At 51.4% G+C, this 17,172-nt stretch carries 14 protein-coding genes and 1 pseudogene; 11 read left to right on the forward strand and 4 right to left on the reverse strand.

Going from position 1 to position 17,172, the window contains the following annotated elements; translation table 11 throughout:
- Together clpP and tig are read right to left on the reverse strand one after the other, a co-directional pair.
- The gene (gene clpP, locus BRW62_RS04685; protein WP_099798484.1) at positions 1-672 is read right to left on the reverse strand and encodes an ATP-dependent Clp endopeptidase proteolytic subunit ClpP; all 672 of its coding nucleotides are present in this window, start codon (positions 670-672) and stop codon (positions 1-3) included.
- Positions 673-755: 83 nt separating this feature from the next.
- Positions 756-2,201, reverse strand: coding sequence for a trigger factor (gene tig, locus BRW62_RS04690; protein WP_198406163.1), 1,446 nt, complete (start codon positions 2,199-2,201; stop codon positions 756-758).
- A 275-nt stretch (positions 2,202-2,476) separates the two neighbouring features.
- Here tig and argZ point away from each other — a divergent pair, with 275 nt between their 5' ends.
- The 11 genes and pseudogenes from argZ to BRW62_RS04750 all read left to right on the forward strand — a co-directional run bounded on the left by argZ (position 2,477) and on the right by BRW62_RS04750 (position 13,634).
- The gene (gene argZ, locus BRW62_RS04695) at positions 2,477-4,576 is read left to right on the forward strand and encodes a bifunctional arginine dihydrolase/ornithine cyclodeaminase (RefSeq protein ID WP_099798485.1); all 2,100 of its coding nucleotides are present in this window, start codon (positions 2,477-2,479) and stop codon (positions 4,574-4,576) included.
- A 167-nt stretch (positions 4,577-4,743) separates the two neighbouring features.
- Positions 4,744-5,721, forward strand: coding sequence for a DNA (cytosine-5-)-methyltransferase (gene dcm, locus BRW62_RS04700; protein ID WP_099798486.1), 978 nt, complete (start codon positions 4,744-4,746; stop codon positions 5,719-5,721).
- A 10-nt stretch (positions 5,722-5,731) separates the two neighbouring features.
- Positions 5,732-6,520 carry a BsaWI family type II restriction enzyme gene (locus BRW62_RS04705; RefSeq protein WP_099798487.1) on the forward strand — a complete coding sequence of 263 codons (789 nt, stop codon included), beginning with the start codon at positions 5,732-5,734 and terminating at the stop codon, positions 6,518-6,520.
- Between the two features lie 111 nt (positions 6,521-6,631).
- A pseudogene (locus BRW62_RS04710) lies at positions 6,632-6,796 on the forward strand (transposase); the annotation flags it as partial.
- A 234-nt stretch (positions 6,797-7,030) separates the two neighbouring features.
- A complete protein-coding gene (locus tag BRW62_RS04715) occupies positions 7,031-8,239 on the forward strand; it encodes a M20 metallopeptidase family protein (RefSeq protein WP_099798488.1) in 1,209 nt (402 codons plus the stop codon).
- Positions 8,240-8,244: 5 nt separating this feature from the next.
- A complete protein-coding gene (locus tag BRW62_RS04720) occupies positions 8,245-8,904 on the forward strand; it encodes a response regulator transcription factor (protein WP_099798489.1) in 660 nt (219 codons plus the stop codon).
- 197 nt (positions 8,905-9,101) lie between these two features.
- On the forward strand, positions 9,102-9,428 hold the full coding sequence (locus tag BRW62_RS04730; RefSeq protein ID WP_099798490.1) for a 2Fe-2S iron-sulfur cluster-binding protein: 327 nt from the start codon (positions 9,102-9,104) through the stop codon (positions 9,426-9,428).
- An 8-nt stretch (positions 9,429-9,436) separates the two neighbouring features.
- On the forward strand, positions 9,437-10,018 hold the full coding sequence (locus tag BRW62_RS04735) for a CPBP family intramembrane glutamic endopeptidase (protein ID WP_099798491.1): 582 nt from the start codon (positions 9,437-9,439) through the stop codon (positions 10,016-10,018).
- A gap of 184 nt (positions 10,019-10,202) precedes the next feature.
- Positions 10,203-11,306 carry an ACR3 family arsenite efflux transporter gene (arsB, locus tag BRW62_RS04740; RefSeq protein ID WP_099798492.1) on the forward strand — a complete coding sequence of 368 codons (1,104 nt, stop codon included), beginning with the start codon at positions 10,203-10,205 and terminating at the stop codon, positions 11,304-11,306.
- Positions 11,307-11,383: 77 nt separating this feature from the next.
- Positions 11,384-12,547 carry a pyridoxal phosphate-dependent aminotransferase gene (locus BRW62_RS04745; RefSeq protein ID WP_099798493.1) on the forward strand — a complete coding sequence of 388 codons (1,164 nt, stop codon included), beginning with the start codon at positions 11,384-11,386 and terminating at the stop codon, positions 12,545-12,547.
- Between the two features lie 145 nt (positions 12,548-12,692).
- The gene (locus tag BRW62_RS04750; protein WP_099798494.1) at positions 12,693-13,634 is read left to right on the forward strand and encodes an SWIM zinc finger family protein; all 942 of its coding nucleotides are present in this window, start codon (positions 12,693-12,695) and stop codon (positions 13,632-13,634) included.
- A 26-nt stretch (positions 13,635-13,660) separates the two neighbouring features.
- Here BRW62_RS04750 and BRW62_RS04755 read toward each other — a convergent pair whose 3' ends face one another.
- Both BRW62_RS04755 and BRW62_RS04760 read right to left on the reverse strand, forming a co-directional pair.
- Positions 13,661-15,016: an S-layer homology domain-containing protein gene (locus BRW62_RS04755; RefSeq protein ID WP_099798495.1), complete on the reverse strand. Its 1,356-nt coding sequence runs from the start codon at positions 15,014-15,016 to the stop codon at positions 13,661-13,663.
- 142 nt (positions 15,017-15,158) lie between these two features.
- Positions 15,159-17,036, reverse strand: coding sequence for a cation:proton antiporter (locus tag BRW62_RS04760; RefSeq protein WP_099798496.1), 1,878 nt, complete (start codon positions 17,034-17,036; stop codon positions 15,159-15,161).
- Between the last annotated feature and the right edge of the window lie 136 nt (positions 17,037-17,172).

Raw genomic sequence — 17,172 nt, forward strand, 5'->3', positions numbered from 1 at the left:
TTAATGGCTAGGCAGAGTTTGCCGTGTCACGACCTGATCGATAAGGCCGTAGGCTTTGGCTTCCTCGGCAGACATAAAGAAGTCGCGCTCAGTATCTGCCTCAATGCGCTCGATGGGTTGGCCGGTGTGGAGCGCTAAAAGTTCATTGAGCTTGCGCTTATGGTAGAGAATTTCGCGGGCTTGAATCTCAATATCAACCGCTTGCCCTTGGGCACCGCCAAGGGGCTGGTGAATCATAATGCGGGCGTGGGGTAGAGCCATCCGCTTGCCCGGGGTGCCTCCCGACAGTAGAAATGCCCCCATGCTGGCCGCCAACCCAAAGCACAATGTGCACACATCCGGGCGAACGTGCTTCATGGTATCGTAAATCGCCATCCCTGCCGTCACAGAGCCTCCGGGCGAGTTGATATAAAGATAAATATCCTTTTCTGGGTCTTCAGCATCGAGGAAGAGCAGTTGCGCCACGATCGCATCGGCAACGGCATCATCAATACCACGGCGATCGCCGGATCCCCCGCCCAGAAAAATAATCCGCTCTCGCAACAGGCGGGAGTAAATATCAAACGCTCGCTCCCCTCGGCCTGACTGCTCAACCACCATGGGCACGATATTGGCATGGGTAGCAGGCAAGTTTAGCTCTGGCGAGCGGCGATTGTAGTGAGAATGCAGCATAGTGGCGTTTAATGACCGGTTACTACAGTATTCTAGCCATCTGCCCGATAGCATGGGCATGAAACTATTTTTATTATGGCGAACTATTCGATCCCTAGAGGGGGTGTGGCCTTTTTCCCCGACCGTTTTTTGGCCTTGGCCGGAGCAGGCTCAGCCGCTTCAGCCGTGGCATGTTCTGCGTCTGGCTCAGGTGGTGTTGGCGCCGCTAGGGGTTGAAACTGATTGTGTTCGAGCAGCCATGCAAGGGTTTGGGACTTGGTGAGTTCGGTGCTGGCAATATCCCGCAAAGCCTCCCGCTGTTTAGGGCTGGTGTTGCCAAGGGCAGCCATATACTCCTTAACCCGCTCGGCAATCGCTTCCTCCGTTGGTACAATCCCCTCCGCTTTGGCGATCGCCCGCAGCAAAAGATTTGCCTTGACGTTTCGTGCCGCCGCTGGCTTCGCCTCCACCAGCATTTTGTCGTAGAGGTCGCGGGTGAGGACTTTAGACAGATCCAAGCCTTGAGATTGCAAGCGGTAAAGGGATTCTTTGACCTCATGTTCTGCTTCCCTATCGACCAAGGTGGCAGGCACTGGCACCTCATTGGCAGCGATCAGCGCATCGATGAGGGCGTTCTCCTTCGCAGTTTTATCCTCCTTTTGGGCGCGCTCCTGATAGGTAGTCTCTAAGTGTGAGCGCAGTTCCGCCATGGTGCTAAATTCGCTGTGCTCTGTTGCAAAGGCATCATCGAGGGGGGGCAACTCTGGGGCTTTGATTTCCAGTAACTCAATCTCGGCGATGGCTGTAGTTGGCTCCTCTGCTGCCCCCTCAGTCTCCTGGGGTAGGGTAACGGTAACCGTTTTCGTCTCGGCGATCGCCATCCCCACAACAGCAGCGGGGATTTCTCGGAGCACAAAGGGCTGTTGTTCATCGAGGGTGAGGGGCAACTCAGCGGCGGAAAGGGTGTCGATAATCTCCCCTGTTTTGGCATCCTTGGTCTCTAGTTTGATGGTGACATCATCCCCCCACTGTGCAGGCCGATCCTCAACGGGGATAAGGGTGGCGTGCTCGCGCTGGTGTCGCTGCAAAACCTCGTCCACCATGGCTGGGTCGTACGTAACCGGCGAATACTCAATGGTCAACCCTTGGTAACTGCTGACGCTCACCTCAGGGGTCACGTCAAAGGTGACACTAAACCGGAAGGGCTGTTGGGGGTCAAACTGCTCCAGTACCTCAGCGACATCCCCCTCCAGCTTGAGGTTGCCGAGGTAGGGAATATTCTGTTGCTTAACGGCTTCTTTAACGGTGTCTTCAATGAGCTTTTCCATAGCAGCGTAACGCAACCGCTGCGCACCAATCTGTTTTAACAGGAGTTGTTTAGGGGCTTTACCTTTGCGAAATCCCGGCAGTTGGGTGTTGCGCACAAGGTCGTTGAGAACTTGGTTATAGACCTGTTGGGAGCGATCGGCGGTGACCTCAATGGTGGCAGCAAGCTGGCTGTTGGGACGAGCTTCTGTAGTAATCGAAATCAATTCAGTCGCGTTAGTCAAGGCAATTCCCCTTCGCAAATTTCAAATTTAGTGTGCAGCAGTAACATCCAGTGGCGATCGCACAAATGATTATCGTATCGTACGCGCTGGCCGCTGTCGTGCTAGTTCCTCTGGTGCGAGGCAACGTAGCAATCATTGTTGCCCATAGCTGCCCCTAAAATATCAAGGTTTGATAACGCTGGCGGCACTTCAGATAGTTTTTCATTATACGATAAAAGGTTGTGCATAGCGCATTGCTATGCCCGCCTCTGCCGTTTTACATCGCCATTATTTTTATGAGTTCTACACTGCGATTCCTCATGTGCCCTCCCACCTATTACGAGGTGGACTATGTCATTAACCCATGGATGGAAGGAAATATTCACAAGTCTTCTCAAGAGCGGGCACAGGTGCAGTGGCAGCAACTCTACGACATTCTTCAGGCACGGGCAACTGTTAGCCTGATCGAACCCCAACGCGGCTGGCCAGATATGGTCTTTACAGCCAATGCCGGGCTAGTACTTGGCGATCGCGTCGTGCTCAGTCGCTTTTACCACCCTGAGCGCCAAGGAGAAGAACCCTACTTCAAGGCATGGTTTACCTCTGAGGGCTATCAGGTCTTTGAACTGCCCAAACAAGTCCCCTTTGAAGGAGCAGGGGATGCACTTTTAGATCGCGAAGGTCGCTGGTTATGGGCCGGCTACGGCTTCCGCTCCGAACTAGACTCCCACGCTTACTTAGCCAAATGGTTGGATATTGAAGTCCTATCGCTGCGCTTAATGGATGAGCGTTTTTATCACCTCGATACCTGTTTTTGTCCCCTCACCGATGGTTACCTTCTGTACTACCCCCCGGCCTTCGATGCCTACTCGAACCGCCTGATTGAACTGCGGGTGCCAGCGGCAAAACGGATTGTTGTCCAAGAGGCGGATGCCGTTAATTTTGCCTGTAATGCTGTCAATATTGAGCATACGGTAATTCTCAACCGTGCCAGTCAAGACCTGAAAAATGCCCTAGCCGCCGCAGGCTTTGAGGTGGTGGAAACCCCCTTAACCGAGTTTCTCAAGGCGGGCGGTGCCTCCAAATGCTTAACCCTACGGGTCACCGAGCCAGTGCGGGCAGAACTTCGTGCGCCTGCAACCCTCCCCAGCCGTGTCATTCACTTAGAGGGGCATTTACTAGACTCCGGCTTAGTGAATCGTGTCCTCGATACCATTGTCGAAAGTGGCGGCAGCTTCCAAGTACTGCAATTTAACCTTGGGGAGCAGCGGCAGAGTCCCTCCCAAGCCGATGTGCGGGTGATGGCACCGGATGCCGCCGTCATGGACGAGATTATGGCTCAACTCATTGATTTGGGAGCCATTTTGCCACCGAGCGAGGTCTGCGATGCCACGCTCGAGACGGTGACCCTCGCTGGGGTGGCACCGGATGATTTCTACGTCACCACAATTTATCCAACAGAAGTGCGGGTGAACTGCCAGTGGGTGCGGGTACAAAACCAGCGGATGGATGGGGCGATCGTGGTGCGCTCCACTCCAGAGGGCACCGTGGCCGAATGCCGCCTCCTGCGAGATTTAGAGGTGGGCGATCGCGTCGTAGTTGGGGTCGAAGGGATTCGCACCGTGCGTAAGGCCGACTCACAGCGCAACAGCCAAGAATTTACCTTTATGGGGTCGGGGGTTTCTAGCGAGCGGCGGGTGGAACTCGTCGTTGAACAAATTGCTTGGGAACTGCGGCGCATTCGCGATCAGGGAGGTAAAGTCGTCGTTGTAGCAGGGCCAGTGGTGATTCACACCGGCGGCGGTGAACACCTTGCGAAGCTTATCCGTGAAGGCTACGTCCAAGGGCTACTGGGGGGGAACGCTATTGCCGTTCATGATATGGAGCAAGCAATGATGGGCACCTCCCTAGGCGTTGATATGCAGCGGGGCGTGCCCGTCCGGGGTGGGCATCGGCACCATTTGAAGGTCATTAACACGATTCGCCGGTGTGGCAGTATTGCCGAGGCCGTGCGCCAAGGGATTCTCACCAGCGGCGTGATGTACGAATGCGTTCAGCGCAATATCCCCTTTGTCTTAGCCGGTTCCATTCGTGATGATGGGCCATTGCCCGATACCCTCATGGACTTAATACAAGCCCAGCGGGAGTATAGCCGCTTGGTGCAGGGTGCCAACATGATCCTGATGCTCTCGTCTATGCTCCACTCCATTGGGGTGGGGAACATGACCCCTGCGGGTGTGAAGTTAGTGTGTGTGGACATTAACCCAGCGGTAGTGACAAAATTGGCAGATCGTGGCTCTGTGGAGTCCATCGGTGTGGTCACGGATGTGGGGTTATTCCTAAGCCTGATGGTGCAGCAGTTGGATCGCCTGAACCGACCCTATACGGTTGCGTGATCCTCTAGCCGCAACAAGGCGATCGCCTGCGCATTATTGTCACCAGATATGCTCACCCCGCCAGCAAGAGATCCTCAAAATTAAGGTGATAATTAGGAAAGAATTACCCGCTCAGTGATTCTAATCTAGAAATTAAGATGCTAGTATAGCGCATTCATACTAGTCCTATGACAAGCCTAACATTTATTGATCTTTTTGCTGGCATTGGTGGGATGCGTTTGGCATTTACTCAAGCAGGAGCAAGATGTGTTTTCAGTTCAGAGTGGAATAAGTTTGCCCAAATAACTTATGCAGCCAATTTTTCTGAAATGCCTGCTGGAGATATTACCCAAATTACCACTGATGAAATTCCAGAGCATGATATTTTACTTGCAGGGTTCCCTTGCCAGCCATTTAGTATTGCTGGAGTCAGTAAGCATAATGCTTTGGGTGTAAAGCATGGTTTTGATCACCCTACTCAAGGTAATTTATTTTTTGAGATAGTGAGAATTCTCGCAGACAAAAAACCGAAGGCTTTTTTATTAGAAAATGTTAAAAACTTACAGAGCCATGATCAAGGTAGAACATTCAAGATTATTCAAAGAATTTTGAATGAATTAGGATATTACATTTACTATCAAGTAATTGATGCTGTTCATTTTGTCCCACAGCATCGTGAAAGAATTTTTATTGCTGGCTTTAAAGAACCCATTGAGTTTGCATTTCCAGATCTACCAATTCCTTATCTGAGAGTGAAAGACATTTTAGAATTTGAAGTTGCACCAAAGTACACGCTAACAGATCATCTTTGGCAGTACCTACAAAAATATGCTGAAAAACATCGAGCAAAAGGTAATGGTTTTGGATATGGAATTGTGAATTTAGATGGTTTTACTCGAACATTAAGTGCAAGGTATTACAAAGATGGATCAGAGATTTTGATTCCTCAAGTCAATCAAAATCCTCGAAGGCTAACACCAAGAGAGTGTGCACGATTAATGGGTTTTCCAGATTCATTCAAAATAGTTGTCAGTGATACAAGAGCCTATCAGCAATTTGGTAATTCCGTTGTTGTTCCTTTAGTGAGAGCTATTGCCCATAAAATTCTAGAAGCCCTGAATCATAGAAATCCACTAAAAACAACTGAGCAGCTTAATCTTTTTTGAACGTGATTCCATGATTAATCTTAATAGTCGAGAACGTAAAGTATTAACTGAAATTTCATCTACTTATTACATGAAGCCCATTATAAAAAGAATAAATAGTCAGATAAAAAGTAACTCAAATATAAAATTAAATTGGCTAAATGTTTTTGATTATCTTTATGAGATTCTAAAAGATTCAAGATCTGATGTCGAAAAATTGCTAGATAACCGACTTGATAAAAACATAATCAAAAATAAAGATCAAGCCAGAAGAAGTATTGTTGGAAATGCGTTCTCTAAATCAATAATCTATATCTTTTTGATTAACAAGGTGCATGAAAATATACCCAATAAAATTTATATAACATCTCAAGTGTCTGTAATTCCTGACTTTGATAAATTAACTAGGATAAAAATTCAAGATGAGTTCCAAAAGCCAGATATGGATATTGTGATTTATTCAGAAGATAACTATCAAGACTACATTCTCATATCGCTTAAAACTTCTTTAAGAGAAAGAGCTGCTCAAACTTACAAATGGAAACTTCTAATCGATATTGCGTTATACAGTCCAGAGCTACGCGAAAGATACGGTATTTCATATTCGTCTTCAAAAGTACCCATTATCTGTTTTGCTACAACTAATTTCTATAATGAAATCAATAATCCTCAACAGCGCGGCATATTAAAATTTTTTGATCGAGTTTTTATTGCTAGGCAAATAGATCATGATAATCAATCATCAATATATCCTCTTTCAAATTTAGTGACATTTGCAATAGAAAATTTGATGAATTATTTACAACTTAGTTTATTTTGAGTTATTTTAGAAGCAAAAAAATAAGGTTCTTACGGAAAAGTAGGGAAGCGTCGGATTCAAGAAGAATAGCTAAATCAAGCACGAGCAGTTTACAATTAATTAATCACAATTATTGGGAACCATTTAGATGGAATTAGCAACTACTTTAGAAACCTCACTACGAGTGGAGCAATGGAGGGAATCAATAATCGTACTAAGTTGATTAAACGACAAGCGTATGGCTTTGTAAATTTCAACAATTTTCCAGAAAGGTTGTTAGCTTACTTCTCTAATTAGTAAAAGTTATCACCGTACTAACGGGAGAACCTTGTTTCCTAGACAGCAAAAGAAGCTCAGAGATAACACTCAAGCACTGTCCTAAGACTCAGAGTACGTCCATTTGCGCAGTCGGAGGTGCGTCACAAGCTCCCTAGCAGCAAGGCTGTCAACAGCCAGCCCTCTTCCTAGCAGCAGTAAAGACCATCGTTTATCCTAGAAAGTAACGCTTAACAAGTTCTAAACATTTTCGCCATGGCCTTCCACCTTCCCCAGCTAACCTGCCACCTTCGACCGGATGTGGCGGCACTACAACCAGAATTAGTGACATGGCGACGGTATCTCCACCAACGCCCGGAACTGGGGTTTCAAGAGCATTTGACGGCAGATTTTATCCACAGCAAGTTGCAGGCATGGGGAATTCAACACCGTTGCGGTATTGCGCAAACGGGGATTGTGGCGGTGATTCCGGGGCTGCGTCCAGGACCTGTACTGGCAATTCGTGCCGATATGGATGCCCTGCCGGTGCAGGAAGAAAATGAAACGCCCTATCGCTCACTCCATGAGGGCAAAATGCACGCCTGCGGCCATGATGGGCACACAGCGATCGCCCTCGGTACTGCAAAATACCTTGCTAGCCACCGCGATTTTGCCGGTACGGTTAAAATTATTTTTCAGCCTGCGGAGGAAGGCCCCGGCGGTGCAAAGCCCATGATTGAGGCTGGGGTACTCGATACCCCCAAGGTGGATGCCATTATTGGCCTCCACCTGTGGAATTTTTTACCCGTGGGTACGGTGGGCGTGCGCAGTGGCCCGCTGATGGCAGCAGCAGAGTTTTTCGAGTGCACCATCCATGGCAAGGGCGGACACGCTGCCCTGCCGCAATTTACGGTGGATACAGTGCTGGTCGTTGCCCAGGTGATTACCGCCTTGCACACCATTGTCTCGCGCAATGTTGATCCTCTGGAAACCGCTGTCATTTCTGTCGGTGCGGTTCATGCCGGTACCGCCAAGAATGTGATTGCGGACACAGCCACCTTTCGCGGCACGGTGCGCTACTTCAAGCCGGAGTTGGGGGAGTGGCTACCGCAGCGCATTGAAGAGGTAATTGCTGGTATCTGCCAAAGCCATGGGGCTAGCTATCGATTTGACTATCAGCGGATGTACCCACCAACGGTCAATGATCCGAAAATGGCGGACTTAGTACGTTCTGTGGCGGAGTCAGTGATGGAGGTGCCCACCGGCGTTACCCCCCACTGCCAAACCATGGCTGCCGAGGATATGTCCTTCTTTTTGCAGGCGGTACCGGGCTGCTATTTCTTTTTAGGCTCTGCCAATGGCACACTGGGGTTAGATTTCCCCCACCATCATCCGCGCTTTGACTTCGATGAAACCGTACTAAGTATTGGTGTGGAATTGTTTCTTCGCTGCATCGAAAAGTTTTGTGGTTTAGTTGAGAGCTAGCCGCTATGTCCCTGACGCTCTTAATTGCCGATGATGATGCCAGTATTCGGCTATCGGTTAGCCAATTTTTGGAGTCGCTAGGATACTGCTGTTTGACGGCGGGGGATGGTACCCAAGCCTTAGAAATGATTCATCGCTATCAGCCACATTTGCTGATCACCGATATTGCCATGCCCAACATGAATGGTTATGAACTGGTGCGACAGGTGCGGCAGCACCCGTCCCTGCGGCTGTTGCCCGTTATTTATCTGACTGCCCGCACAGAAGTGGAGGAGCGGATTCGTGCCTACCGTACTGGCGGTGATGTGTATCTGGCTAAACCCTTTGATCTGAATGAGTTGGCGGCGGTCGCACGCAATTTGCTGGATCGTTCTCAGTTGGTGCAAATGCAGGTGGAATGGCGCCAGCGTCAGCAGCAACCCTCGGCAGCGTCATCCCAGTCGCTGCATTTAGCAATGACCCAGCGCGAAAAGCAGGTAATCGAGTTGTTGGCAGCGGGGCTGTCCAATGCCCAAATTGGCGATCGCCTGCACTTGAGTGCCCGTACCATTGAAAAGCATGTCAGTAGTCTCTTCCAAAAAGCCTCAGTGCACAATCGGGCGGAGTTGGTGCGCCTAGCGATTGAGCAGGGTTTAGTGGAGCGTCACCCTCAGAGTAAGGCGTAAGGGTGCCGCCATGGAACGCATTCCCCCGCGACCCGGCCAAGAATCTGTGTGGAACTATCCACGACTGCCGCGCCTAGAGCCGGCATTGCTGAATGGAGCTATGAGTTAGTTGCGCCGAATTACCCATCTGTCTATGCGGTAGGGTAGTTCATGGAGATAATAAGGGAGATGTCACACTTAAGCTCTAACGATTGGCAATGACCCAAACCTTCCACATTGAACTATCCCACCACGGCCAAACCTACCACTTTGCAGCAGCAGCCGATAAGCCTATTTTGCGATCGGCCACCGCCGCTGGCATTGATTTACCCAGTTCTTGCAATGCTGGGGTGTGCACCACCTGTGCTGCTCAAATCCAGGAGGGCACCGTTGATCATGGTGATGCCATGGGCTTAAGTCCAGACCTACGGGACAAGGGCTATGTGCTGTTGTGTGTAGCGCGCCCCTGCTCTGATCTCAAACTTATTTCGGAAAAAGAAGAAGAGGTCTATAACCTCCAGTTTGGTCAGTTCCAGAAATCGTAGGGGCTTTCATGGATGATTTGCCTGCCCTCAGCCGTACCCAAATTCTCGTGGCCATGGCGCTCACTGCCATCCTCTGGCTGATCTTGGCTCGCATTTGGCTATACACCCCCTTTGCTGGCGGGCTACTGCCCCTTGAATGGAACGGATGGGCGTTTAGCATTGGCTTGGGGTTGTGCTGTGGCATTACAGGGCTAAGTGGACTTCTCTACGTCGTGTGGCCGTCCTATCGCCAAGCCTCCGATACCTATCTCACCTTTGTCCTCACTCCCTTAGCGTGGCCAGATCTTCTATGGATTGGCCTGTTGCCCGGCCTGAGCGAAGAACTCCTGTTTCGGGGGGTACTGCTCCCCAGTTTAGGTCTCAACTGGGCGGGCATTATTGGCACCTCTATTTGTTTTGGGATTCTTCACGCCGGAACCCGACAACACTGGCCCTATGCCCTGTGGGCAACTATTGTGGGTGGGCTTTTTGCCTATAGTGCTGTGGCCACCCACAACTTACTCTTGCCGATTGTGGCACACACCTGCACGAATTGGCTGGCAGCCATCCTCTGGAAGATTCAACAGAGGCTGCCAAACCCTCGCCAATAAGTGGCTCCTAAGTGCTTCAAATTTTCGTATCGTGGCTCAACCCCAAGGAATTAGGTCAATGACCCACCGCTGAGCCTACGCTAGAGTGGGATGTGTGTCTCAACTATCAACATCAATTCAGTAGCAATAGAGTATTCAAAAAATCCTACCTGCTAATGCAAGGTGGGGGCTCGGAGGTTTTTTGATGAAGCTAGGTCTATTTCAGCGCTACCTCACCCTTTGGGTATGTTTGTGTATTTTGGTAGGCATTGCATTAGGGCGACTATTTCCAAATGTTGCTGTGGCTCTGGATACCATGAGCATTTACCAAGTATCCATTCCCATCGCCATCTGTTTGTTTTTCATGATGTACCCGATCATGGTCAAGATTGATTTTACCCAAATCGATCGCGCCTTTCGCACCCCTAAACCGGTGGTGCTGACCTTAGTGGTGAACTGGTTGATCAAGCCTTTTACTATGTTGGCGATCGCCCAATTCTTTTTAGGGTGGCTCTTCAGTCCTTGGCTGGCAGGCACAGAACTGATTCACGGACAGGAGATTTCCCTCACGCAGTCCTATATTGCCGGAGCGGTGCTGCTGGGGATTGCCCCCTGTACCGCGATGGTGCTGATGTGGGGGTACCTCGCCTTTGGAAACCAAGGACTAACACTGGTGATGGTGGCCATTAATTCCCTCACGATGCTGTTTTTGTATGCACCGCTGGGTCGGTTGCTGTTGTCTGCCAGTCACTTATCGGTACCTTGGGCCACGATTATGCTGTCAGTTTTAATTTATGTGGGGTTACCGCTGCTGTGTGGGGTTTATAGTCGTCACTGGATTTTGAAACACAAAGGTTCCGAGTGGTTTGAAAAACAGTTTTTGAAATATCTCGATCCGGTGGCTATTTCAGCGCTGCTGATTACCTTGGTGTTGCTGTTTACTTTTAAGGGGGAATTGATTGTCAATAATCCATTCCATATCTTCTTAATTGCCGTACCGCTGTTTATTCAAACCAACCTTATTTTCTGGATAGGTTATGTGGCGGCGCTAAAACTCAAGCTCTGCTACGAAGATGCGGCTCCGGCTGCGATGATTGGGGCAAGTAATCATTTTGAAGTGGCGATCGCAACCGCTGTTACATTGTTTGGGCTGAACTCTGGTGCAGCACTGGCCACCGTTGTGGGGGTCTTAATTGAAGTGCCCGTCATGCTGATGCTAGTGGGCATTTGTCAGCGCACAGCATTTTGGTTCCCACGAGAACCACACAAAGCCAGTTTAGTGGATCCACGCTGTCGAATTTTGGAGTAAAGCCACCCCAGCCCCTCGCCGTTTGGGGTAGCAACTACAATAAGGTAGAAAAATCCGTGCCGAAGGGAGACGTAAGGATGGAGTTGGCAACGCGGGTGATGCGGGTCACGCCGTCGGTAACTTTAATGATTGATGCCAAAGCAAAGGCCATGCGAGCCGCAGGGGAAGATGTTTGTAGCTTTAGTGCCGGAGAACCGGACTTTGACACCCCTGCCCACATCCGCGACGCTGCTAAGATGGCTCTGGATCAAGGCAAAACCCGTTATGGGCCAGCAGCAGGCGAACCCGCCTTACGTCAAGCCATTGCCGACAAACTCAGAACTGAGAACCACCTCCCTTACACCGCTGAAAACATTCTTGTGACCAATGGCGGCAAGCAGTCCCTTTTTAACTTAATGCTGGCGCTGATCAACCCTGGGGATGAGGTCATTATTCCAGCACCCTATTGGGTCAGCTATCCAGAAATGGTGCATTTGGCGAGTGGCACGCCTGTCATTGTCCACACCACTGCTGAAACAGGCTACCGCATTACCCCCGCTCAACTGGAGGCGGCGATCACCCCCAAAACCCGCCTGTTTGTCCTCAACTCCCCCAGCAACCCCACGGGTATGGTCTATACCCCAGCGGAAATTCGGGCATTGGCAGAGGTCGTTGTGCGCCATCGGTTGTGGGTGGTGTCGGATGAAATTTATGAAAAAATTCTCTACGATGAGGCAGAACACTTAAGTATTGGTGCTGTTAGCGACGCTGCCTTTAGCTACACCATTGTCAGCAGTGGTTTTGCGAAGGCCTACGCCATGACAGGGTGGCGAGTGGGGTACCTTGCTGGTTCCGCTGAGCTGATTAAAGCCACGACAAAAATTCAGGGGCACAGCACCTCGAATGTCTGCACGTTTGCGCAGTACGGGGCGATCGCCGCTCTCCAAGGCAGCCAAGATTGCGTCGCCCAGATGCTAGCAGCCTTTCGCCAGCGTCGCCAGCGGATGTATGCCGGAATTACAGGCATTCCCCAACTGCGTTGCGTCCAACCCCAAGGGGCATTTTATCTATTTGTGGACATTGCCAAAACCGGGCTGAGTTCCGTGGAGTTTTGCGATCGCCTCCTCGAAGAGGCCAAAGTAGCCACTATTCCAGGTAAAGCCTTTGGCATGGATGATCATATTCGCCTGTCCTATGCGACGGATATTGAAACGATAGAAAAGGGGTTGGAGCGGCTAGCAGCGTTTGTCGCCCAACTGTGAACGTGGTCAACAGGAGACGGCTCAGCATCAGTCTTGTCGAATCGCGGTATTCATGGCTAGGATCGGAGCACGAGATCAACCCTGCTCCGATGGCGTGCGGTCAATTCTTTCAGTCTGCGCAAACGTTTGCAAGGTCACCCCTCCTATGAAACAGCCCCAGATTTTAAGAATTACCCGTAAGGCTGCCAGCCTCAAGGAAAAACAAAAGCAGCAACAACAGGCGCCTGCAACCACCAGCCCTTCAACTCCAACTGAGGCTGCCGTTGTGGCCACTGACCCTCAAGCGTTATCGCCCGATCGCCAACAGTGGTGGAGTGAGCGTTGGATCAGTGTTCTAGAATCCTTTGGCTGGCGACGACGGATGGAGCGGGCGCGGATTTATGTGCGCGAAGGACGTGTGCTAACCCTAGAGTTCAAAGGCAATCAGGTGCATGCCCAAGTGCAAGGAACTGCTCCTGCCCCCTACCATGTGACACTACACCTCGATGCTTTTACCGCTGAGCAGTGGCAATACGTTATTGACAGCATGGCTCAGCAAGCTCTCTACAGCGCAAAACTCTTAGCCGGAGAGTTGCCCCCCAGCATTGAAGAGGTCTTTACCCAAGCGGGGTTGAGTTTGTTCCCCTTCACCAAGTTCGATATCCACAGCCGCTGCAATTGCCCAGATCCCGTCAATCCCTGTAAGCACATTGGTGCAGTCTATTACCTGCTGGGTCAACGCTTTAAGGAAGACCCCTTTTTGCTGTTTCAGTTGCGAGGTAGAACCAAAGACGAGATTTTGCGGCAGATGCGGCACTCCCGCGCAACTCCAGAGTCCCAGCCACTACCCCCACCCCCCCTACTGACCTATACTCCCCCCAAAACCGATGCTAGGTTTTGGCAGTACACTGCCCCACTTCCTGCCGATTTGGTAGTGCTTGTGCCCCCAGGGCAACCGGATGCTGTCCTGTCGGTGCTCCTCCCCCTTCCCCACGAGAATGCCGGTGAGGCCTCTCACTTAATGAATTGTTTACAGCAGATGTATAACACGGCAAGTTTGGCTGCCTGTCAATTAGCTATGAGCGAGCCCTTGGAGCCATCAGACTAGGGAGCAGGTGGAGACCCCGCTAAGTCTTAGGGTGTCACAGTGAAAGACTGTGTTAAGGTCAACCCTAAATCCGTATTAGCATCAATAACCACAACACGACGAACCGCAGGATCAATCACCCCACCAATGGTTGCGCCGGCAGCCGCACCGGTAATGACTTTTTCTGGGGTAATCTGGCGATCGCCAATAACAGCAGAGGCACCCGTGGCCAAGGCCGCCCCAATGAGGGAGTCACGGACAACAGAGCTTGCTGGACGACCTTGGTTTGTTTCAATGGCTGCGCCAGCGGTTGCCCCCGTTAGCACTTTTAGGGGAGTAATGGTGCGATCGCCCGCCAAGCCAGAAATCCCTGCCGCGACAGCAGCACCGATCGCCGCATTGCGAAAGACATTCCCAATATCGGGATCGCGGGTATCGCGAATTTTTTTGACTACATTTGAGGTTGCCGCTAGGGGAATCTGCTGGTTATTAATGACTACCGTATTGGCCACGAACCGAGAGCCGCCTTGAGAGGGTTGAATTTGGCCATAGATTTCGCTACCGCTGGGAATCACTACTCGACCTTGGCTATCGCGGACATCCGCCGCCGCCACCAGACGAATCGGCACAGTTTCCTTGGGAGTAACAATAATGCGCTCAGCATCGGGGAAGCGAGCCGGAATTCGTTGGCCTGCCGATAGAGCCATGGGGGTTGCACTGGCTCCTGCAACATACTGCATGGGCACTAAGGCTTGAGCACCGGCTGTGCGAGTCGCTTGGCAGAGGAACGCAGCAATGTCGGCACGGGTGGCCAGTTGATTGGGGGCAAAAAATTGCACGTTGGGATAGTTCACGACCACTTGTTTAGCGGTTGCTGCCGCCACCCCCGAACGCCCATACTCGGGAATCGCCGTTGCATCACTGAATTGAGCCAAGGTTGCCTCCACAGAGGCTGGGGCAGGATACTGCAGGCCACTGGCTAAGGCCACTACCGCCTGTACTCGGGGAATATTTTGATTGGGTTGAAAGACATTCCCCGGATAGCCGCTCAAAAATCCAGTACGGGTTGCATTTTGAATGGCACTAAACGCCCAGAAATTACTGGGAACATCGTTAAAGGTACTGGGGGTGCGCACCACGGGTGCATTGGGAAAAGCTTTCCCCAGCATGGCGGCATACTCCGCTCGCGTCACGGCGGCATTAGGGCGAAAGGTGCCATCGGGGTAACCGCTAATAATATTGCGGCTGGCCAAGTGATCAATACAGGCCTGCGCCCATGTATTTTGAGTATCTATAAAGCGGGATTGCGCCTGAACAGGAGTCATCAAGAGGGTGGCAAGAGTCCCTGAACTGAGTAAACCGCAGCTAAAAAACGCCATGCCACGCTGTGCTATGTTGTGCATCGCAACATCTCCAAAAAGTTGAACAATTTCTGCAAAAATTTTGCAAGGCTTGACCCCTGCAGAGCCTGCTCAGGGTCTCCACACTGGGGCAATCACCATAGCCATGGTTAGATGGTTACGCCCTATGACGGAAATTGCTGCTTCAGGTTCCTTGGGGGGATGGTGTTTCACTGGGCACCAATACAGATTCCACGTGGGTATTGACGGGCCAGCCAGAGATGAGCGCCTGCGGTAGTGTATGGGGTTTGGGATTGTGCAGCAAATAGATGAGGCGATCGCCGGGCTGCCATTCTTCATTCGCTCGGACAATGCGCAGCCCCTCGGGACGCTCCACCAATAGCGGCAGAACTTTTCCGGAGCGGATCAGCGCATCAAGGTGATCCCGTTGCAGATGGGATTGCTCCTCCTCGATCACCAGTTCACCAATCCGTACTGCCTCAGTCGCGATATATTGATTCCACGCTTTGATCGAGAGTTGGGAGGTAAAGGCCGCACTCATGCCGAGGGGGCACTCCTCAAGACTCAGGGCAGCTAAGACCCGGGGTGGGTGAAATTCTTCGAGGACTCGCTGCGCTAAAACAGCATTGACTTCAGTATTTTTGGTAACGGCCAAGTAGGTTCCCAATTGGGTAATCCCCGCCTCCTGCAGAATATTTAAGTCAAGGGCACTGCTAAGGTACACCGGCACGTGTTCTTTGCGGGCAATTTCTACGGCTTCGGCATCGGTGTCAATCATCACCACTTCTTCACCGCGATCGCGCAATAGTCGTGCGAGAAGACGACCCAAGGGAGTACACCCAGCAATCAATACCCCAGAGGCTCCTTGTGCCCGCACATTGAGCTTGGTAGCAACCCAGCGGGCTGTTAAGCCTTGGGCAAAGACCGTCATCAAAATCGTCAGGAACACTTGAGCTTTGATGGCATCACCGCCACTGATCCCAGCATTGGTGAGGGTAATGGCAAACAACGATGCCACCGAGGCAGCAACAATCCCCCGCGGGGCAATCCAACTCAAAAAAGCCTTTTGCTGCCAGCTTAGATCACTGCCCCACGTACACACCGCTACCACCAAGGGGCGAATCACCAGCATTAACCACAGAACCGTTAATATCCCCGCTCCCCCTAGCTCCCTTAAGCTAGCAATGGACAGATCAGCGGCTAAAAGCACAAAGAGCACTGAAATGGAGAGGGTACTGAGTTGTCCTTTGAACCGCCGCAACAGCCGCTCGCCGGGCACTTCACACCAGCGCAGCATCAGCCCAAAGACAACAGCAGTCATTAGTCCCGATTCACTCACCATTTCCTGGGAGAGCCACACCAGCCCCCACAGTACCGCCAACACCACCAGATTTCGTAGCTCGTCCTCTAAAAACCACGCCCAGCGCAAAAATCGGCTCAAGAGCCAGCCGCCAACACCGCCGATGACTGCCCCAGTGGCCAGTCGCTGTGCCACTCCCGTGGCGATCGCCGCCACCCCGAGGTCTTGCTCTAGCACCACATTCAGCACCACCACCGCCAAAATAGCGCCGATGGGATCAATTAATACCCCTTCCCCTTCAAGGATTACCGCCAGCTTGTGCTCAACCCCCACCTGCCGCAGCAGCGGTCCTACGACCGTGGGCCCGGTCACAACCACAAGCGAGGCGTACAAAAAGGCAATGCGCCACGGAAAATCACCAATCCAGTGAGCCACCATCGCACCCGCGACAAGGGTGATTAGGCCCCCTACAGTCACCAACTTCCAGAGGCTACCGGTAATATCTTGATCGGCACGGCTGAGGTCTAAACTTAATCCCCCCTCAAACAGAATGAGCGCTACACACAGGGGCACAAGTACCTCTAGGCCGTCCCCCAATATGTCCGGATGCACTAACCCCAAACCGCTGGGGCCGCAGAGAATTCCAGCCAACAATAGCAGCACAATGCTGGGCAGGCGTAACCACTGGGCAGCGACTTGCGCACCAATGCCCAGAACGACTGTGATAACAAACAAACCAGTCAGTTGGGTACTACTGTCCATGGCGACCTCCGCACGTCCTCAGTCTCGGCGTTCAGGGATGGATTGACGGGGAAACGTTTCTCCTTGCTCTACGCTAGGTACCGGCTCAGAGCTGCCAATTGTGATACGCAATCCAATCATTCCGTGAGGCAAGCAT

This window comes from Thermostichus lividus PCC 6715, assembly GCF_002754935.1.
GTDB lineage: Bacteria > Cyanobacteriota > Cyanobacteriia > Thermosynechococcales > Thermosynechococcaceae > Thermosynechococcus > Thermosynechococcus lividus.